Annotated in this window: 18 protein-coding genes; 8 read left to right on the forward strand and 10 right to left on the reverse strand. The window is 38.7% G+C overall.

Annotation, left to right across the window (positions count from 1 at the left end):
- Positions 1-17: 17 nt before the first annotated feature.
- Positions 18-125 carry a T9SS type A sorting domain-containing protein gene (locus ESV24_RS15675; protein ID WP_146951074.1) on the forward strand — a complete coding sequence of 36 codons (108 nt, stop codon included), beginning with the start codon at positions 18-20 and terminating at the stop codon, positions 123-125.
- Positions 126-251: 126 nt separating this feature from the next.
- Complete coding sequence (locus ESV24_RS10670) at positions 252-2378, forward strand: M3 family metallopeptidase (protein ID WP_111816560.1); 2127 nt, start codon at positions 252-254, stop codon at positions 2376-2378.
- Between the two features lie 150 nt (positions 2379-2528).
- On the opposite strand, the gene ESV24_RS10675 is transcribed toward ESV24_RS10670, so the two are convergent.
- Positions 2529-3275 (reverse strand): M15 family metallopeptidase, encoded by a 747-nt coding sequence (locus ESV24_RS10675; RefSeq protein ID WP_111816559.1) that lies wholly within the window; start codon positions 3273-3275, stop codon positions 2529-2531.
- A 36-nt stretch (positions 3276-3311) separates the two neighbouring features.
- Between ESV24_RS10675 and ESV24_RS10680 the strand changes: the two genes are divergently transcribed.
- Positions 3312-3746, forward strand: coding sequence for a GNAT family N-acetyltransferase (locus tag ESV24_RS10680; protein ID WP_235004044.1), 435 nt, complete (start codon positions 3312-3314; stop codon positions 3744-3746).
- Positions 3747-3798: 52 nt separating this feature from the next.
- Here ESV24_RS10680 and pepE read toward each other — a convergent pair whose 3' ends face one another.
- Entirely contained in the window at positions 3799-4536 is a 738-nt protein-coding gene (gene pepE, locus ESV24_RS10685; RefSeq protein ID WP_111816557.1) for a dipeptidase PepE, read from the reverse strand.
- A gap of 90 nt (positions 4537-4626) precedes the next feature.
- Between pepE and ESV24_RS10690 the strand changes: the two genes are divergently transcribed.
- From ESV24_RS10690 to ESV24_RS10705, 4 genes are all read left to right on the forward strand, one after another.
- The gene (locus ESV24_RS10690) at positions 4627-5445 is read left to right on the forward strand and encodes a carboxypeptidase-like regulatory domain-containing protein (RefSeq protein ID WP_111816556.1); all 819 of its coding nucleotides are present in this window, start codon (positions 4627-4629) and stop codon (positions 5443-5445) included.
- Positions 5446-5581: 136 nt separating this feature from the next.
- Positions 5582-6085 carry a DUF6702 family protein gene (locus ESV24_RS10695; RefSeq protein WP_111816555.1) on the forward strand — a complete coding sequence of 168 codons (504 nt, stop codon included), beginning with the start codon at positions 5582-5584 and terminating at the stop codon, positions 6083-6085.
- Positions 6086-6129: 44 nt separating this feature from the next.
- Positions 6130-8436: a M1 family metallopeptidase gene (locus ESV24_RS10700; protein ID WP_111816554.1), complete on the forward strand. Its 2307-nt coding sequence runs from the start codon at positions 6130-6132 to the stop codon at positions 8434-8436.
- 124 nt (positions 8437-8560) lie between these two features.
- The gene (locus ESV24_RS10705; RefSeq protein WP_111816553.1) at positions 8561-8848 is read left to right on the forward strand and encodes a Sec-independent protein translocase subunit TatA/TatB; all 288 of its coding nucleotides are present in this window, start codon (positions 8561-8563) and stop codon (positions 8846-8848) included.
- A gap of 8 nt (positions 8849-8856) precedes the next feature.
- On the opposite strand, the gene ESV24_RS10710 is transcribed toward ESV24_RS10705, so the two are convergent.
- The 7 genes from ESV24_RS10710 to kynU all read right to left on the reverse strand — a co-directional run bounded on the left by ESV24_RS10710 (position 8857) and on the right by kynU (position 16367).
- The gene (locus tag ESV24_RS10710) at positions 8857-9501 is read right to left on the reverse strand and encodes an O-methyltransferase (RefSeq protein WP_111816552.1); all 645 of its coding nucleotides are present in this window, start codon (positions 9499-9501) and stop codon (positions 8857-8859) included.
- A 46-nt stretch (positions 9502-9547) separates the two neighbouring features.
- Entirely contained in the window at positions 9548-10636 is a 1089-nt protein-coding gene (locus ESV24_RS10715; RefSeq protein ID WP_111816551.1) for an amidohydrolase family protein, read from the reverse strand.
- 24 nt (positions 10637-10660) lie between these two features.
- The gene (locus tag ESV24_RS10720) at positions 10661-11446 is read right to left on the reverse strand and encodes an SDR family oxidoreductase (protein ID WP_111816550.1); all 786 of its coding nucleotides are present in this window, start codon (positions 11444-11446) and stop codon (positions 10661-10663) included.
- Between the two features lie 134 nt (positions 11447-11580).
- On the reverse strand, positions 11581-13035 hold the full coding sequence (locus tag ESV24_RS10725) for an aldehyde dehydrogenase (RefSeq protein ID WP_111816571.1): 1455 nt from the start codon (positions 13033-13035) through the stop codon (positions 11581-11583).
- A 28-nt stretch (positions 13036-13063) separates the two neighbouring features.
- Positions 13064-13492 carry a RidA family protein gene (locus ESV24_RS10730; protein WP_111816549.1) on the reverse strand — a complete coding sequence of 143 codons (429 nt, stop codon included), beginning with the start codon at positions 13490-13492 and terminating at the stop codon, positions 13064-13066.
- A gap of 114 nt (positions 13493-13606) precedes the next feature.
- Entirely contained in the window at positions 13607-15025 is a 1419-nt protein-coding gene (locus ESV24_RS10735; protein WP_111816548.1) for an FAD-dependent oxidoreductase, read from the reverse strand.
- Positions 15026-15104: 79 nt separating this feature from the next.
- Positions 15105-16367 (reverse strand): kynureninase, encoded by a 1263-nt coding sequence (gene kynU / locus ESV24_RS10740; protein ID WP_111816547.1) that lies wholly within the window; start codon positions 16365-16367, stop codon positions 15105-15107.
- An 87-nt stretch (positions 16368-16454) separates the two neighbouring features.
- Between kynU and ESV24_RS10745 the strand changes: the two genes are divergently transcribed.
- Positions 16455-18629 (forward strand): T9SS type A sorting domain-containing protein, encoded by a 2175-nt coding sequence (locus ESV24_RS10745; RefSeq protein WP_111816546.1) that lies wholly within the window; start codon positions 16455-16457, stop codon positions 18627-18629.
- Here the strand turns inward: ESV24_RS10745 and ESV24_RS10750 are convergent.
- Positions 18626-19339 (reverse strand): hypothetical protein, encoded by a 714-nt coding sequence (locus ESV24_RS10750; RefSeq protein WP_111816545.1) that lies wholly within the window; start codon positions 19337-19339, stop codon positions 18626-18628. The genes ESV24_RS10745 and ESV24_RS10750 overlap by 4 nt on opposite strands.
- Positions 19340-19393 lie beyond the last annotated feature (54 nt).

Below are 19393 nucleotides of genomic sequence, written 5' to 3' on the forward strand. Positions count from 1 at the left end.
AGACAAACCTTCGCACAATGCAGGGTGAGAAAGCAGTGGATGTATCGTCCCTTGCCGCTGGAGTTTATGTAGTTCAGATTATTGGTGAAAACGCAAGCACTGTAAAGCGCTTGATTAAAGAGTAATCACCAAATAACCAACCAAAGAAGGAAACCCCTTCAGCTTTTGCTGAGGGGGTTTTTGATTTTAGAAGATTCAGATAAAATCTTCACTAATTCTATACCTTTACATTTCAATAAATAAATCAACAAATGAATAAAGCAATTCCCTTTTTGGCACTCGCCTTAATCATTGCCGCTTGTAATGATTCCAAAGAAAAAGAAAAAACAAACTTAAGTGAAGAACAGATGGACAATACCGAAAATCCGCTACTTTCAGAAAGTACTTTGCCCTACGGAGCACCGAACTTTTCAAAAATAAAAGATGAAAACTTTAAGCCTGCAATGCTTGAAGGAATAGAACAACAAAAGAACGCGGTAGAGACAATAGCTAATTCTGAAGAGGAACCTACATTTGACAATACGGTACTCGCCCTTGAAAAAAGTGGTGAGCTTTTAAATAGGTCATCAGAAATATTTTATACCCTCGCTGGTGCCAATACTAATGAAACCCTACAGTCAGTAGAGGAAGAAATGGCTCCAAAATTTGCAGCCCAAAACGATATGATTTATTTAAACGAGAAATTGTTTAAACGTTTTAAAACTTTACACGATAAAAAGGAAACTCTAAATCTGGAAGCCGAATCCTTAAAACTTCTTGAGGAATATTATGAAGATTTTGAAATAGCAGGCGCTAATCTTTCTTCAGAAGACAAAGAAAAACTTAAAGTATATAACGAGAAGATTGCAACCCTTACTACTAAATTCGGGAAAACATTGTTAGACGCCAACAATGCTGGTGCAGTAACATTTATGAATAAAGAAGACTTGGCAGGTGTAGATGAAGATTTTTTGAAATCTAAAGAAAACAAAGACGGTAAAGGCTGGACCATTCCGTTGCAAAACACTACCCAACAACCTTTGTTGCAATCTATGGAGAATAGGGCAAGTCGCGAAAAACTGTATAAAGCCGCTTGGCATAGGGCAGATCAAGGCGCTAACGATACCAGAGAACTAATTAAAGAGCTAGTGGAAGTACGCGCCCAAAAAGCAAAACTATTAGGATTTAATAATTATGCTGAATGGAGCCTTCAAAAAACAATGGCCAAAACGCCCGAAAATGTAAACAAATTCTTTAGCGGACTTATTCCAGCTGCAACCACAAAGGCACAAGCTGAATCTGATGAAATTCAAAAAATGATAAAATCCAAAGGACAGGATTTCAAATTGGAGCCTTGGGACTGGAACTATTATGCCGAAATGGTTCGGAAAGAGAAATACGACTTGGATGAAAATCAAATAAAGCCCTATTTTGAATTAAAGAATGTATTGGAAAAAGGCGTGTTTTACGCTGCAAACAAACTTTACGGCATCACCTATAAACCCAGAACCGATATTCCAACCTATCATGAAGATGTATTTGTTTATGAATTGTTTGAAGAAAACGGAGACGCCCTTGGCCTATTTTATGCAGATTTCTTTGCGCGCCCTAGCAAGAGTGGAGGCGCTTGGATGAGCAACTTTGTTACCCAATCTAAATTGTACAATAAGAAGCCAGTAATATATAATGTACTTAATATTCCAAAACCAGCTGGTAATGAACCTGCTTTATTGACCTATGACGAAGTATCTACTATGTTCCACGAGTTCGGACATGCACTTCACGGCTTTTTTGCCGATCAACAATATCCTTCATTATCCGGAACGGCTGTGGCACGCGATTTCGTAGAATTCCCTTCACAGTTTAATGAAAACTGGGCGCTATACCCAGAAATACTTAAAAACTATGCGCTTCATTATAAAACTGGAGAACAAATTCCACAACAATTGATTGATAAAATTAAAAACTCTGGTACTTTCAACCAAGGTTATAGTTTAACGGAAAATTTGGCTGGCTCAAACCTGGATATGCAATGGCATACCATTTCACCAGATAAAAAGATAGAAGATGTAAATGCTTTTGAAAAACAAGCGTTAAGCAATACCAAACTTGATTTGGTTCATGCCGTACCACCAAGATACCGTTCCACCTATTTCTCCCATATTTTTGCTGGTGGATATGCTGCGGGATATTATTCGTATTCATGGACTGAAATGCTGCATCACGATGCATACAATTGGTTTGAAAACAATGGAGGTTTAACGCGTGAAAACGGACAGCGTTTCCGCGATATGGTTTTATCAAAAGGAAATACTTTGAACCTCGAAAAAATGTACAAAGACTGGCGCGGAAGCGATCCCAAAATTCAGCCAATGCTTAAGGCACGAGGGTTGAAGTAGAGAGAAAAAAAATAAGCCACGAATTCACGAATGATTATTTAAAACTATTCGTGAATTCGTGGCTTTTAATAGGTACGCTTTTTGAATAAACTAAGAATACCTATTGAAATTCCTAGTGTCACCCTGAGCTTGTCGAAGGGTTGAATCAATTCAGGGAATTAACTTTGGATTAATATCTAATATATTTTCAGTTAAATATTTTGAAACAAAGCCTTCGGAAAAGTACTCGTTGCCAAGTATCTTTTCTTCTGAAAGCATTTTTTTCACATCAATTTTTTCTTTGTATTCTTTTAGCATTGGGATAGAAACGGGCGCGTAGCTAAAATGCCACGGCTCATATTTAAAGCCTTTTCGGTTGCCGTTGTCTGTATAAACTTCGTAAAAGTCAAATTTTTCAGCATTATCATCTAGCCACATTTTCAATTTGCAGAAAGGTCCGTTTCCGTGAAAATTCTCAGGCATTAGCACATTTGCAGGTCGCGGAGCGTTGGCGTCAATTATATCGATATCGGTTCCCCAATGATGGCGCGAAGTGCCGGGAATGGTGGAATATTCAATAATTTTTTCAATCGCTTTTTCAGGGGGAAGACCTTCATTAGTGAATCTTTTATATTTCCCTTCAAAAATTTCCTTTTGCCGCTGAAAGCTTCGGTAGGCTGAAACCACTTCAATATTTATATTTTCTTTTGCTGCTGCGGCCTTCATTTTATTGAATGCTTCTTTCGCAGTTTTGTGCATTTTTGAGGTATAGCTATCACCCACAATATCTGGGTTTCCCTTTCCTATCAATTGGTTTCGGGTAAATCCTTCTGAAAAATTACTGAAAGAAAACTGCGGAAAAATTGCCAAACTTAGTCCTGCTATACCTGAAATTTTAATAAATTCGTTGCGCTTCATTTTATAGTTTAGTGAAGTTTTAAAATTACCATTATTTTGAAAGATAACGCCTTTTACATTCGTATTATTGATTCAAACGAAATTTTCAGCATTATTCCTCTTTTGCAAAAATTAGGAAATTATTCCGTTTCCGAAGCACTGTTAAAAGAACGTTTGCAGGAAATGACGCAGCAGAATTACGAATGTCTCGGAATTTTTGATGCTGAAAAATTAATTGGTACTTGCGGTTTGTGGTTTCAAACCCGTCATTATGCTGGCAAAAGTGTAGAGATGGATCATGTGATAATTGACGATGCATACCGAAGCCACGGTATTGGCAAAATGCTTATTGAATTTATAAGCGATTACGCCAAGAAAAAATCATGCAATTGGGTAGAGCTTAATAGCTATGTTCACAATTTTCCTTCCCATAAATTCTTTTATAATCAAGGTTTTGTGGCTAAGGGGTATCATTTTGTGAAGGAGCTTTGAAAAGATTTGAGACCGCTACGCTATAAGACTTAAGATGTAAGACACATTCTGGTTAGAAATTTGAACACTTAGTTCCAGTTTCAACTTCATAAGGTTCTTTCCCTTGTTCAAAAACACGCGCTTTCAATTCTCCTTTCAAAATAATTTCATCTCCTTTTACTTGTAGCCAACTGCCTTCTCGCAAGCCAACTACCGGAACTGTATTTTGGGTATGAAATTCTGCAATACGCGTTTCGCGAGTTTCGCCCATATGTTTGCTGCCGAGATCGGGATCTAAATAGTGTGGATTTAAATTGAAGGGAATTACGCCTAAAGTTTTAAATGAAGGTGGATACACTATCGGCATATCGTTAGTAGTCTGCATAGAAACGCCGCAAATATTACTTCCGGCGCTGGTTCCCAAATACGGCAGACCTTTAAAAATAGCTTCGCGTAGCGGTTGCATAAGTTCCAATCGGTAAAGTGCGCTCACTAAAACAAAAGTATTTCCGCCACCCGTAAATGCTCCTTTTGCATTTTTCAAAGCTTCCGCAGGATTTTTAAATGTGTGCAGCCCAACCAGTTTTTTGCCAATTTTTTGAAATGCTTTTGCTGCTTTTTCAGTGTATTCATCGTGGCTGATGCCGCCGGGGCGGGCGTAAGGAATGAAGATTACTTCTTCAGTATCCTTAAATAGATCGGACATTTCACTAGTGAGATAATCTAAATATTCGCCACCGTAAACGGTGCTGGTACTTGCTATTACCAGTTCCCGCGAAGGCGGGAATCTCTTTGTTTCAGAATTGTTCATGATTGACTAATTTTTCAGAGTTGTAAATTTAGCTATTGCAATTGTAAACTTTAAGTTTTCACTAACAAAACAAATATGTACTTTTAGTGAATGACAAAAAACCTACTCCTACTTCTATTTATTGTTGCCGCACCCGTGCTTTTTGCGCAGGACATAGACCGCACAAAAGTTTCCGGCAAAATACACGTTCCGCAGGGTGAAGATTCTGAAGGGATTTCTGTATATAATATTTCTTCACAGAAAGGAACAATTACCAGTGCCGATGGTACTTTTGAAATTGAACTAGCCGAAAACGATCGCATTCAGATTACTGCACTGCAATATCAGTCGTTCACAGTAGTTGTAGACAGAGGTATTATACAAAGAAAAGTTATAAATATTTTTCTGAATCCCGCAGTTAATCAACTCGAAGAGGTTGTTGTGAGACCGTACGATCTTACGGGAAACATAAATGTGGACGTAAAAAAAATCCCAACGTATAACGTTACAAAGAACTGGGATTTGAGTTACAAAAATTTGGAATACGGCTATACTTTTGAACAGGATGATAAAACTGCTATTGCGGGAAATGCCGCAGAGGAAGCACTTCACGGCAACGCCTTAAAGAATGGTGCAAATGTTTTAGCACTTTTGGGTGGGGTAGCACAATTGCTTTTTCCGAAAGGAGATAAAATTTCACCAGCCCAGGAACAGGAAGATTTAAGCACTATTAGCAACAATATACAGCAGCGTTTTAGTAAAGATTTTATTGCGGCAAACTTTGCTATTCCTGAAGATAAAGCAGTTGATTTTTTATTTTTTGCCCAAGAAAATGGTTTGAATAAAGATTTGCTCAAACCTGAAAACGAAATGCAATTAATGGAATTTCTCTTCAAAAAAAGCAATGAATACAAAAAGCGTAGTGAGTAAAAATAACTTTTACAGCATAATTATAGTATAAATCAAAATTTTAAACCTGTCCTACTTCAGAAGAAAGTAAAACTTAGAAAATTGTAACATCTCAAAATTGAAACCGTCTAATGTTTCATTATTTCCCAATTTTTATATGAAGTATTTTAAAACTCTCCTTTTAGTTCTGGTTTTTCCGCTTGTTTCAGCAACTTCTGCACATAAATTTTACGTTAGCATCACAAAAATTGAATACGTAAAAGAGAAAAAATCACTTCAGATAATCACTAAAATCTTTACTGATGATATTGAAGATGCGCTTCAGCAACGTTACGACGCCTCAATTTCACTAGACACAAATAAGGAAACCGAAGTCGCAGATGAAGATTTAAAAAAATACATTCTTCAGAAACTGAAGATAAAGGTGAATGGAAAACCAGTTAAACTTACTTATATTGGGAAAGAGTATGATACAGATATGCTAATTGCCTACCTAGAAGTTACTGATGTAGCAAACCTTAAATCCATTGAAATAGAAAATAAAGTATTGCTGGAAATGTTTCCCGACCAACAAAACATAATCCATCTTAAAACTCCCAATAGCCGAAAAAGTTTAATTCTCGACAGCGACGAATCAAGCGGTAAATTGGAATTTAATTAATAAATTGCCAATCCAAAAAATATCATTAAAACTTTCTAATTAGTATGAGATTATTTAATTCACTTCTGTTTACTGCGCTTTTTCTTGTTGCGGGTACAATTTCAGCACAAGATGAAACCGAAACCCAAAAGCGTGACCCCGGTCATTATAATACAAATCGTTTTAAACAACTTTACGAAGAGTTTTCAACTCCAAATATGTTCCGAACTGCAAGCGGTGCTCCTGGCCCAAACTACTACCAACAGCAGGCAGACTACGTTATGGATATAGAACTTGATGATAAAAACAAAAAAATCTCTGGTTTCGAAACCATTACTTATAGCAATAATTCACCAGACCCGCTGGAATTTCTTTGGGTTCAATTGGATCAAAACAAACGGGCAAAAGATTCTAAATCACCTTTAATTGAATCATCAGCTTCGTTGCCTGGTGATATGGCCGGAAATTTCGTGAAAAATTATATGGGAGCTCCATTTGATGGAGGTTTCAACATTTTGGAAGTCAAGGACGCCAAAGGCAATCCTTTAAAGTACATCATCAATCAAACGATGATGCGTATTGATATGGCTAAAGTTTTAAAGCCAGGAGAAAAATATGTATTCTCCATAAAGTGGTGGTATAACGTAAATGATCATGTTATAGATCGTGCGCGGAGTGGTTATGAAGTTTTTGAGGATGGCAACCGTGGTTACGTGATTGCACAGTTTTACCCGCGTATGGCGGTATATAATGATGTGGAAGGTTGGCAAAACAGCCAATTTTGGGGAAGGGATGAATTTGCGCTTCCCTTCGGAAATTTTGAAGTGAACATTACCGTTCCGGCAGATCATATTCTCGATGCAACGGGAGAACTTCAGAATAGAAAAGATATTTTCAGCAAAGAAATGATGAGCCGTTATGAAGCTGCTCAAAAATCGTATGATAAACCTGTTATAATTGTAACTCAAGCTGAAGCGGAAACTGCTTCAAAAAGTTTTTCATCGGCAAAGAAAACGTGGAAATTTAAGGCTGAAAATGTACGTGATTATGCATTTGCTACTTCACGTCGCTACATTTGGGATATGATGGCTGTAAAGATGGGCAATCGTAGTGTAATGGCTGTTTCAATGTATCCGCCAGAAGGAAACCCATTGTGGGAAGATTGGTCAACGCGGGCTGTTGCTAGTACCTTGAAAACATATTCGCGAATGACGTTTGATTATCCATACCCCAAAGCAATTTCAGTAAACGCAAAAAACCAAGGGATGGAATACCCAATGATTTGCTGGAATTACGGTAGACCGGATAAAGATGGAAGCATCAGCGACCGCACAAAATACGGAATGATTAGCGTGATTATTCACGAAGTGGGGCACAACTATTTCCCGATGATTGTGAATAGCGACGAACGCCAATGGACCTGGATGGATGAAGGGTTAAATACTTTTTCACAATATGTAGCAGAGCAGGATTTTGCCGAAGCTTATCCTGAAGCCATAGCACCAAATAAACAATATCCGTCCCGTCGCGGTCCTGCAAATAAAATTGTAGATTATATGGCTGGAGACCAAAGCCAGTTGGCACCTATTATGACCAAAGGTTTAAACACCTACAATTTTGGTGCAAATGCCTACGCAAAGCCAGCCACGGCGCTGAACATTTTGCGTGAAACTATTATGGGTCGCGAGCTTTTTGACTTCGCATTTAAAACCTACGCAAACCGCTGGATGTTCAAGCATCCCACACCCGAAGATTTTTTCAGAACTATGGAAGATGCCTCTGCAGTTGATTTAGATTGGTATTGGAGGTCTTGGTTTTATACTACAGACTATGTGGATATTGGGTTGAAAGAAGTTAAAAAATTCTATGTTACTTCAAAAATGAATAAAGAAGCTAGAGAAATGATGGAGACCAACGGTATAAAGGAGAGTGATTTGCCACCTTTGGTATATTTTGTAAAAGAAGAAAGTGAAGATTTTGAAGAAAGCATGCGTGATGTAAAAATTGAGGATGTGAAAAGTTTGAATGAATACATAATGGATAACTTTTCTGCAGAAGAGCGCGCCAGTCTGAAAAAGCCCACATTTTTCTACGAGATAACTTTTGAAAAGTCAGGAGGAATACCTATGCCTATTATAGCTCAATACACGTACAGCGATGGAACTTCTGAAAAAGTTACCTATCCTGCTGAAATATGGAGAAAAAATGACACCTCCGTAGGAAAATTTATAGCTTCAGAAAAGGAAATTACCAAAATAGAAGTTGACCCAGACGAAGAAACCGCTGATATTGATACGAGCAATAACACTTGGCCAGAACGCAAAAAACTAGGCGCTTTTGACCAATTTAAAAATAAAACAAAGACAGATTAATTAGTGATTATTTTGAGATTCCCTTCTTCAATATTTATTGTGGAAGGGTTTTTTGATTATATCATTTTCAGAAAAACTCTTCGTCAAACACCTATAACTCATAACTCATTAGTATATTTGCAACATGATTTTACAGGCAATTTTTCTTTTCATTAGCGGTGCCGAAATAGGTTTTATCCTCTTCATCGTACTTTTGGTTTTTGGCGCAGATAAAGTACCAGACATTGCCCGCGGCATAGGAAAAGCGATGCGACAGGTAAAGGACGCAACGAACGATATTAAATCTGAAATTTCAAAAGGTGCCCAAAAACAGGGGATAGATATAGATATCACCAAAGACGTCCAAAAGCAAATAGACAAAGTAAAAGAAAACGTAGACGAAGTTACAGGGCCTATTAAGAGAAAATTTTAATTGTTTTACTAATTCACAACACGTGAAATAGTAAGGCCATCGCGAATGGGAAGCAACACCGTTTCAAGTCTTGGGTGCTCGTTTAATAATTTATTATAATGAAGAAGCGCTTTCGTATCTTCATCATCATCTTTTAAATCTTCAACTACTTTTCCGCTCCACAACACATTATCGCTCAATATTACAGCTCCTTTTTTTAGCTTCGGAAGAATTATTTCGAGATAATTGGGATAATTATTTTTATCGGCATCAATAAATACCAAATCAAACGTTTTATCGAGCTTTGGAATTATTTCCAAAGCATTTCCCAGATGCTGAAAGATCTGTTTTCCAAAAGGTGACTCATCAAAATATTTTCGTTGGAAATCAATTAATTCTTCGTTAATATCTATGGTGTGCAATTCACCATTATGCTGCATTCCTTCAGCTAAACACAAAGCGGAATAACCTGTATAAGTCCCTATTTCCAAAATGTTTATCGGCTGGATCAATTTCGAAATCATACTCAAAACCCGACCTTGCAAATGTCCGCTCAACATTCTTGGTACTAGCACTTTTTGCCATGTTTCACGATTTAGTTTTTGGAGTAATTCTGGCTCAGGTTGGGAATGTTTCTCAACGTAATCGTTTAATTTTTCAGAAAGAAAATCCATTTTTTTAGTAATCAGTTATAAATAGTTAGTGATGTTGGAATTGCATTTAACTTTCACCAAGAATTCTTTTTATTAGTTTCTGCTTTGCGGCCTCATCATCACCACATAACCATTGAATTACGTTGTCTTCCCACATTGCGTCGGATTGCTTTTCGGTAATTATTTTTCGCTCAACCGCTAAATCCAAAATTTTCCCGGGGTAAGAGGACTGTGGTGCGCTTTCCATTTCGCCAAGTGGATATGGATCGTCCAGTCCAACTAAAACTTGTTTTGCGCCCTGGTTTTTCACAACCAATTCAAGGGAACCTGTATCGTGTACTAAAGTATCAAAGAAAATATTTTTGTGTCCAACAGATTTCCGAGGATGGGTTTTCCCTTCAAAAAGGTCTGGCCGGCCATCAAAACCTTGAATTCTTCTGCCTAAATTAATCTGCGCCAATTGTCCACCGTGAGCGAAGCAAGTTCGCATTCCAGGATATTTGTCAGCGTAGCCATTCAGAGTCAGAAAGTGATAAGCATCGGCACATTGTGCAAGCATCCAAATAAGGTGAAACCGCCAAGCCGTGTTTTCAAGTTTTATGAACTTTTCACCATCGTAAGGGTGTATTTCAACTGCCAAATTATACTTTGAGGCAAGTTCGAAAATAGGTTCGTTTTCTTCATCAAAAATGCACCGCCAAGTACCAATAGTATCCATATAATGTGTTGGCAAACAAAGCAGTTGCATACCAAGCTCTTCTACACAGCGTTCCATTTCCCATTGTGCACCACGCACAAAACCGGGATGCACCACAAAGCCACAAGTAAATTTTGAAGGATGCTCTCGTTGTACTTTTGCGTTGAAATCATTCTGAAAACGAAGTGCTTGCTTCATTTCTTCCACGCGCAGCCCATTTCCGTAAAGCTGTGAAAGGTTCAAAACTACCGCGTGGTCTATTTTGAAACGCTCCATCCATTCCAGTTTTTCATCCAAAAAGAAACTGGAATCTGTAACTGGGCGACTCCAATCTTTTTGAAGCATAAATTTTCGGTCTTTATCTACCCAAAAAATCCCCTTATCCTGCATAAACTGTGGAATTTCCTCAGGATAGGGAAGTAAGTGTGAATGGCCGTTAATGCGGAGTTTTCGTTTCATAAGAAAATTTAAAGAATGTTAAAGTTACAAACTTTTGGTTCGTCCACCATCAACTGGAAGGTTTATTCCGTTGATGTAACTTGCGGCTTCACTAGCAAGGAATGCAACCGCATTGGCTATTTCTCCCGGTTGAGCAAAACGTTTTGCAGGAACAAGACTTTTCATAAATTCGCTGGCTCCTTTTTCGGTTTTATCCATTCGTTTTGCAGCGTTGCCTACAATATCATCTAACCTGTCAGTAGCGGTAAAACCTGGCAAAACGTTATTTACTGTAATTCCGAATTGGCCCAATTCATTTGCAAGCGTTTTGCTCCAACTGGCAACTGCGCCACGAATGGTATTACTAACGCCAAGTCCGTCAATGGGTTGCTTTACAGAAGTTGAAATTATATTTATAATGCGTCCGTAATCAGCTTCTTTCATTCCAGGAACAACTGCTTGTACCAAAATCTGGTTACAAATTACGTGCATAGAAAATGCTTTTTCAAACTCCTCCGTTGCCGCAGAAAATATGGGGCCGCCTTTTGGACCTCCAGTATTATTTAGCAAAATGTGAAAAATTTTGTTGGAAACCGCAACTTCCACTTTGTCTTTCAACTGTTGTGGATTTGTAAAATCTGCCACAAAATAATTATGTTTCTGTCCTTTATCGTATGCGAGTTCAATTAAAGTTTCTTTTAATTTTTCTTCATCGCGGGCAACCAAAGTTACGGTCGCTCCAAGTTTTGCCAATAGAATGGCGGTTGCTTTTCCAATGCCGGCGGTACTTCCGCAGACTAAGGCGTTTTTATCTGTTAAGTCTAGATTCATATTTTCAGTATTGAGTATTGAGTATTGAGTATTGAGTATTGAGTATTGGGTATTGAGTATTAGTGTTCGGTGCTCAGTTCAACTTCAATTTCAACTTCGATTTTAATTTCAATTCAATGTTCCCCCTTCGGGGGTTAGGGGGTCTCTTCATATTTAATACACACATTCTTTGTCTCCGTAAAAAATCTTAATGCTTCAAATCCACCTTCGCGGCCTACGCCACTGTCTTTCATTCCGCCGAAAGGAGTTCTTAAATCTCTATTTAGCCAAGTGTTTACCCAAACTATTCCTGCTTCAATTTCTTTAGAAATGCGCATTGTGCGGTTTAAATCTGAAGTCCAAAGGGTAGCGGATAGGCCGTATTTTACGGAATTTGCCATTTGCAATGCTTCTTCTTCGGTTTCAAAAGGCATAATGGTGACAACCGGTCCGAAAATTTCTTCCTGGTTCACCCGGCATTGATCGTCAAAAACTTCAATAACCGTGGGCTCTAAATAATACCCATTTTCAAAGTCTTTTACTGTTACCCGATTTCCACCACAAAGTATTTTTCCGCCTTCTTTTTCTGCGATTTTAATGTAAGACTCTACTTTTTCTAAATGTGGTTTTGAAACCAATGCCCCTAAATTTGATTCAGCATCAAACGGATTACCAACTTTTAATTGTTTTACTTTTTCGACGAAGTCTTTTTTGAATTTTTCATAGATGGGCTTTTCAACAAAAATTCTACTTCCGCAAAGGCAAATCTGACCTTGGTTTGCGAATGAAGAGCGCACTGTTACTTCCAACATTTTCTCATAATCGCAATCGGCAAATATGAGGTTTGGGTTTTTTCCGCCGAGTTCCAAAGAGAGTTTTTTGAACATTGGCGCAGCGGTTCGGGCAATGTGTTCACCCGTTTTTGTTCCGCCGGTAAAAGATATTGCTTTAATGTTTTTATGCTCCACAATGGCTTGCCCTGCGGAAGGCCCCGTGCCATGGACGATATTCAAAACGCCTTTTGGCAGTCCCGCTTCGGTGCAGATTTCGCCTAAAAGAAAAGCGGTTAATGGCGTTATTTCGCTTGGTTTGGCAACCACCGTATTTCCAGCAGCGATTGCTGGAGCTATTTTCCAAGTGAATAAATACAAAGGAAGATTCCAAGGTGAAATGCAACCAACCACGCCAAGAGGTTGACGCAGAGTAAAATTCATTGTGTTCAAACCCACACTTTCGTGTGCTTCGCTTGAAAATTGAGTAATAGCATTTCCGAAAAACCTAAAGTTTGAAGAGGCTCTCGGAATATCAACAGCCAAAGCTAAAGTTAGCGGTTTGCCATTGTCCTTTGCTTCAGCTTCGGCTAAGGCGAATAGCTTTTCTTCAATTAAATCTGCAATTTTTAAAAGAATTCGGCTGCGTTCGTCAATGGTTGTGTTGCTCCATTTTGGGAAAGCTTCTTTCGCAGCTTGGTATGCGTTTTCAATATCTTCTGTATTTGAATCTGCAATCTGTGAATACACTTCGCCATTGGAAGGATTGTAGTTATCCAACCATTTTTTCGAAAGCGGTTCAATGTATTCGCCGTTTATGTAGTTTAGGATTTTTTGCATCTCTCTCATAACTCTGCACTCTTAACTCTTAACTTTTAACTGGAGAATAAGCCATCGCCTTTATCTCCACCACCAAATGCGGATGCGGCAATTGATGTACCGCAACTGTAGTACGGGCTGGCCCAGTTTCTTTGTTGAAATATTCTGCATAAACTTCGTTGTAGCCTGCAAAGTCATTCATATTCACCAAAAAACTGGTCACGTCAACCACATCGGCCATTGTGGCGCCTTCGGTGGCTAAGTAATCCTTTATGTTTTCCAGCACCGCGCGGGTTTGTTCTTTTATGTCGAAATGCATCGTGCCCATTTCGTCAATTTTATGAACGCCGGCAAAGGTATTGTCGGGTAAACGTGAACTTGTTCCGCTAATAAATATGAAATCACCCACGCGTTTTACGTGAGGATATGCGCCTCTTGGTGTTGCTTTGCCTTCTACTAATCTGCTTTTGTTACTCATTATGTACTATGTTTATTGTTATTGCTTTTACCCCTTCCGTCCCCGACGAAAAAGTCGGGGCCACCTTCCCCTAAAAAAGGGGAAGGAGCCAATTGCTTTTTATTTAAATGAGTTCTATCCAAATGCTACTTCATCATTGTGAAGGATGGTTTCGGTTTCTTTTTTTACTAGTTCTAACTTTTCTTTTAAAGACATTTCTTCGGTTATTTTTCCGTCATCCAAAAGATTTAAAATGGCTTTGTCCTGCGCCCTTCCACGTTTCATTGCTTCGGAATAGGTTATTGATTCCTTAAAGGTAACCAAAGAATATTTGCTGTAATAATCTTGGGGGAATTCAGCTTCAAATGCAGTTTCCAGTTTTCTTTTTCTTTGGAAAATTTCCATCGCGGTATGCTCTTTCATTTCGTGGAAATTATCTACGGCTAAATCTGCAATGGCATCGGTATCTTTTTTCCGAACGGCTTCGTATTCCTTGAAAATTGTGTTCCAACTTATCTTTTCATCTGAATTGAATTTCTCAAGTACTTCATCAAAAACCACTACATCTTCAAAACTAGCGTTCATTCCCTGACCATAAAAAGGAACGATGGCGTGTGCGGCATCGCCCAATAAAAGCACTTTTCCGAAGCTATTCCACGGTGAACATTTTACGGTTCCGAGCGGTCCCGTTGGGTTGTTGAAAAACTCTTCGGAAAGGTTTGGGATCATTTCCACCACATCTGGAAATTCTTTGTTGAAATATTCATTGACCATTTCTGGAGTCGTCAAATTAGCGAAACAATAATCGCTGTTTTCATAGGGAAGGAATAGTGTAACCGTAAAACTTCCGTCCAGATTTGGTAACGCAATTAGCATATCTTCGCCTCGTGGCCAAATGTGCAGTGAATTTTTATACGTTCGGTAACCATCGTTTTTTGAAGTTTTTTCTGCTGTTGGCAAAGCGGGAATTTCAAGTTCTTTGTAACCGTGACTTAGCCATTGCTGCGAAAAGCTAAAAAGAAATTTACGGCTCTCAAACATATTTTTACGAACTACCGAGCCTGCGCCGTCAGTTGCCAAAATCACGTCTGCAGTTATTTTAGTTTCTTCTTTTGAATTGAAATCCCTAAAAGTAGCCGAAGCATTTTCTAAATCCACTTCTTCGCAAGCTTGATTAAAAATGATTTTTACGTTAGTCATTTTTTCGGCTTCATCCAGCAACAGCATATTTAGTCCCGGGCGGGAAATTGAGTTTATATATTCATCATTTCTGCCGCTGTACGGACTTAAAAAAGTATTTCCAGCTTTATCGTGAATCATCCTTCCGTTCATTGGGATACAGAGTTTTTTAGCCTCTTCTTCAACTCCAGCCAAGCGTAGTCCTCGCAAACCGCGATCGCTCAGCGCTAAGTTTATGGAGCGCCCGGCATCTTGTGTAGTTTTTCTTAAATCGGGGCGTTTTTCAACTAAGGTTACTTGATAGCCGCGTTGTGCCATTCTTAGTGCTAGCAAGCTTCCGCAGAGTCCCGCGCCGATGATTAGTATATTGTTCATTTTTTATTTTTATTATTATTTCAGTCCTAACAATTTTTTGAATGCACCTTCCGCTGAAAAAGGTTGGAGGAGCTTCTAACTATTTCAAAACTTCCTTAATTTTTTTTGAAAACCTAAAAACATCTTCAAAACTGTTATAAAGTGGGGCTGGAGCAACGCGTATTACATCTGGCTCGCGCCAATCGCTTACTACGCCAGCTTGCGTTAATTTTGTGTGTAAATTTTTGTCAGCTTTTTTTACCTGTATTGAAAGTTGGCAGCCACGTTCTTCAGGATTTCTGGGTGTTATAATTTTTATAGAATCATTCTTCATTTCATCCAGCAAAAACTCTAAATAACAAGTAAGTTTTTCAGATTTCTTTCTAATATTTTCAAAACCTGCTTCTGCAAAAGTGTCTAGTGAGGCACGAATTGCAGCCATTGATAAAATTGGAGGATTGCTCAATTGCCAACCTTCGGCGCCGGGCAAAGCATCAAACTCGTGGCGCATATTAAAACGCGTTTTTTTGTTGTGACCCCACCATCCTGCAAAACGATTTAGGTTTTCATTGTTAGCGTGGCGTTCATGAACAAAACAGCCGCCCAAACTTCCGGGACCGCTATTTAAATATTTATAGGTACACCAAACAGCAAAGTCTGCGCCTGTTTCGTGAAGATTTGGTTGAATATTTCCAGCGCCGTGCGCTAAATCAAAACCTACCATGCAGTCGTATTTATGCCCTAATTCGGTAATTTTTTTCAGCGGAAAAGATTGTCCCGTGTAATAATTGGTGCTGCCAATCATTACCAAAGCAATTTCATTTCCGTGATTTTTCATTATTTCTTCCAAATCCTCAAAACGGCAGAGTTCTTCATCTTTTCTGGGTTTCCAAAGTATTAAACCATCTTTTGGATCTATCCCGTGGAATTTCAGCTGGCTTTCAACAGCATATTTATCACTTGGAAAAGCGTCACTTTCAACCACAATTTTATATTTGGTTTTTGTGGGTTGGTAAAATGAGACCATCATTAAATGGAGGTTCGTTGTCAAAGTGTTCATCACAACAACTTCCGAAGGTTTTGCGCCAACAATTTTCGCCATGTTTTCTGCCAAAAACTCGTGGTATGGGAGCCAAGCGCGTTTTGCTTCGGTATGGCCTTCAACGCCATATTTTGCCCAATCTTTCAAAACATCATCTATATATTCCGAAGTAATTTTTGGTTGTAGGCCTAACGAATTTCCGCAGAGATAGATAAGTTTTTCTCCAGAAGTATTTTTTGGAATGTGGAATTTATTTCTGAAAGGAGCCAAAGCATCTTCAGCGTCTTGTTTTTTTGCGTATTCTAAAGAGTTCTGAAACATTCGGCTCGTTGAATTTTATGGGCTTTTCACAAAAATAGGAATTAATATTTGTTTAATTTGCAGTACCATTCAAAAGTCTTGTGACTATTGGCAATACCATATAAAATGCTTCGGAAATTACTTTTATATTTCTTTTTAATTCTTTGCGGACAGACTTTTTCGCAGTCTATTGCGAGGCAGTGGAACGAGGAAATGCTGCATGGTATTCGGAATGATTATGCGCGGCCGGTTGTTCACGCCCGAAATTTATTTCACGCTTCTGTTATAATGTATGATGCGTGGGCCGTTCTTAATAAACAGGCCGACACGTATTTTTTGGGAAAAGATGTTGGGGGATTTCAATGTCCTTTTAGTGGTTTCAAAACAGACGAACCTATTTTGGAAGCTCAGAAAAAGGCAATTAGCTACGGTATTTACAGATTGATGAGACATCGTTTTGCAAATTCGCCCGAAAGTGAAGAGATATCGCAATCGATCAACAATTTAATGGATGCTTTAGGTTATGATAAAAGTTTTACTGATACCAATTATCAGAATGGAAACTCTGCGGCTTTAGGCAATTACATTGCCGAGAAAATGATTGAGTTCGGATTGCAGGACGGTGCAAATGAAGCAAACGATTATGCCAATCAGTTTTACGAACCGCTCAATGAACCTCTTAATATGGATATTTCTGGAAACCTTGATATGCAATTTCCAAACCATTGGCAACCATTGAAAATAGAGGCTTACGTAGATCAGAGCGGCCATACTATTCCTGGAGGTCAGCCACCATTTCTGGGTCCAGAGTGGGGAAGGGTAGTTCCATTTTCATTAACTGAAGAGAATAGGAATATACATGCTATTTCAGGATATGATTTTTGGGTTTATTACGATCCGGGTTCCCCATGTTATATTCAAGAAGGTTTGGGTGCTGAAGATGCTTATAAATGGAATTTTTCACTAGTAGCCGCTTGGGGTGCACATTTAGATCCTTCAGACGGTGTACTGTTAGATATTTCTCCAAAGAGTTTGGGTAATTTGAATATGAGCGAATATCCAGAAACACTTTCAGAGTATAAAGCATTTTACAATTTCGAAAATGGCGGTGACCCCAGTGAAGGTAGAGAAATAAACCCGATTAGTGGACAATCGTACCAGCCCCAAATGGTTTATAGAGGTGATTATGTTAGAGCATTGGCTGAATTTTGGGCAGACGGCCCCAATAGCGAGACCCCGCCGGGACATTGGTTTGTGTTGCTCAATTATGTTAGCGATAATCCATCCACCATTAAAAAATTTAAAGGCACCGGTCCGGTTTTATCAGATTTGGAATGGGACGTAAAGAGCTACTTTATTTTAGGAGGAACATTGCACGATGTGGCAATTTCGGCTTGGGGAATAAAAGGATATTATGATTTTGTCCGTCCCGTTAGTGCTATTCGGTATATGGGAGATCACGGTCAGTCAAGCGATCCGAACTTGCCAAGTTACGATCCACACGGGTTGCCCATCATTCCCGGAAGGATAGAATTGATAAAGGAAGGAGATTCCTTGGCTGGGAATTTCAATGAAAATGTGGATAAAATGAAACTTTACACTTGGCGTGGCCCTGACTATATAGTCAATCCAAACATTGACGAGGCGGGTGTTGGGTGGATAATATCTTCGGAATGGTGGCCATACCAAAGACCGTCGTTCGTTACGCCACCATTCGCAGGTTACGTTTCCGGACATTCCACTTTTTCACGTGCTGCGGCTGAAGTTTTAACTATGCTTACGGGAAGCGAATATTTTCCAGACGGAATGGGAACTTTCGATATTCAGAAAAACGAATTTTTAGTTTTTGAAGAGGGGCCGAGCCAGGACTTTCAATTGCAATGGGCAACGTACCGAGATGCATCGGATCAATGCAGTCTTTCAAGAATTTGGGGAGGAATCCATCCTCCGGTTGACGACATTGCTGGAAGAAAAATTGGTTATGAGATAGGGATCGAGGCTTTCAATTTTGCAGAAAAATATTTCACTGGTGAAATTGCCGAAAAAGGCGTGATTTTTCCAAATCCTGCGAATGAAAAAGTAACGGTACTCTATAAAACCAATAGAAACTTAGAAGCTGTAATCTTTGATGTTTCTGGAAGAAAAGTGCTTCAGAACGTTACAAATTTCAATACAAATAATGAATTTGAAATAGACGTTTCCAATCTGCTTCCAGGCTTGTATTTCTTCAGCTTACGTGATGGAGAGAAAAATATGTGGACGCAAAAACTTCTAAAAAATTAGTTGTCACCTTCTTTTTTCACGCTAATATTCGTGAAATACAATTTAAAATTTCCGGTGCTGTCCTTGTGGGTTTTCGCAATTTCAATACCGTTAAAATTTTCGTAGTTTTCCCAAGTTGTGGACATGGAAGGTTTCTCCGAATTTCCCTTTCTGTAGTTCCATTCCCTGATTTTAAAATCCTTATCGTAGAAAAAATCATACGCATCGCCCGGTGTGTATCCTCCTTCGTTTCCATACACAATAGTAAGTTGGTTTAGCGTATCTTTTGAAATGGGCGCCACGGCATCCTCCTTTTCTGAAATAGTAGTACCCTCGTCCCAAACAATTTGATAAGGAGCCAATAGCCAATATTTATCGTTAATAAACGCTCCGTCAGTCTTCATAATCAGGCTATCCATTTGCGAACGATTGTATTTTAAACTGTCCGTTGCAGACATCATGCTCACATCTCCCGTAATTCTATTCCAAACCCAAGAGCGTTCAAAATGATTGTCACCGCGATCTACATTAAATGTAAAGGCAATTTCCGAAACATCTTTCCAACTTTCAAAGCCGTTGGCATTTGCAATTCGCTGTGCGATATCTGAATTTTCGGTGGAATCTTTCTCTTTTAATAATTTATCAGTAGTAGGACTATTTAGTGACTTTTGGTTGTTGTTGCAGCCTATAAGAGCTAAGAGTAATAATAATACGGCAGAAATATTTTTCATAAAACAATATTTTTCTGTAAAAGTAAGGAATACTTTTGGCTTTCATATTTTTCG

This window comes from Aequorivita lipolytica, assembly GCF_007997135.1.
Classification (GTDB): Bacteria; Bacteroidota; Bacteroidia; order Flavobacteriales; family Flavobacteriaceae; genus Aequorivita; species Aequorivita lipolytica.

What these genes read in the sequence shown, in the direction of transcription:
- ESV24_RS15675 (WP_146951074.1), top strand. Translation starts at nt 18, where the DNA reads ATGCAGGGTGAGAAAGCAGTGGATGTATCGTCCCTTGCCGCTGGAGTT.
- ESV24_RS10670 (WP_111816560.1), top strand. Translation starts at nt 252, where the DNA reads ATGAATAAAGCAATTCCCTTTTTGGCACTCGCCTTAATCATTGCCGCT.
- ESV24_RS10675 (WP_111816559.1), bottom strand. Translation starts at nt 3,275, where the DNA reads ATGAAGCGCAACGAATTTATTAAAATTTCAGGTATAGCAGGACTAAGT.
- pepE (WP_111816557.1), bottom strand. Translation starts at nt 4,536, where the DNA reads ATGAACAATTCTGAAACAAAGAGATTCCCGCCTTCGCGGGAACTGGTA.
- ESV24_RS10690 (WP_111816556.1), top strand. Translation starts at nt 4,627, where the DNA reads ATGACAAAAAACCTACTCCTACTTCTATTTATTGTTGCCGCACCCGTG.
- ESV24_RS10695 (WP_111816555.1), top strand. Translation starts at nt 5,582, where the DNA reads ATGAAGTATTTTAAAACTCTCCTTTTAGTTCTGGTTTTTCCGCTTGTT.
- ESV24_RS10700 (WP_111816554.1), top strand. Translation starts at nt 6,130, where the DNA reads ATGAGATTATTTAATTCACTTCTGTTTACTGCGCTTTTTCTTGTTGCG.
- ESV24_RS10705 (WP_111816553.1), top strand. Translation starts at nt 8,561, where the DNA reads ATGATTTTACAGGCAATTTTTCTTTTCATTAGCGGTGCCGAAATAGGT.
- ESV24_RS10710 (WP_111816552.1), bottom strand. Translation starts at nt 9,501, where the DNA reads ATGGATTTTCTTTCTGAAAAATTAAACGATTACGTTGAGAAACATTCC.
- ESV24_RS10715 (WP_111816551.1), bottom strand. Translation starts at nt 10,636, where the DNA reads ATGAAACGAAAACTCCGCATTAACGGCCATTCACACTTACTTCCCTAT.
- ESV24_RS10720 (WP_111816550.1), bottom strand. Translation starts at nt 11,446, where the DNA reads ATGAATCTAGACTTAACAGATAAAAACGCCTTAGTCTGCGGAAGTACC.
- ESV24_RS10725 (WP_111816571.1), bottom strand. Translation starts at nt 13,035, where the DNA reads ATGCAAAAAATCCTAAACTACATAAACGGCGAATACATTGAACCGCTT.
- ESV24_RS10730 (WP_111816549.1), bottom strand. Translation starts at nt 13,492, where the DNA reads ATGAGTAACAAAAGCAGATTAGTAGAAGGCAAAGCAACACCAAGAGGC.
- ESV24_RS10735 (WP_111816548.1), bottom strand. Translation starts at nt 15,025, where the DNA reads ATGAACAATATACTAATCATCGGCGCGGGACTCTGCGGAAGCTTGCTA.
- kynU (WP_111816547.1), bottom strand. Translation starts at nt 16,367, where the DNA reads ATGTTTCAGAACTCTTTAGAATACGCAAAAAAACAAGACGCTGAAGAT.
- ESV24_RS10750 (WP_111816545.1), bottom strand. Translation starts at nt 19,339, where the DNA reads ATGAAAAATATTTCTGCCGTATTATTATTACTCTTAGCTCTTATAGGC.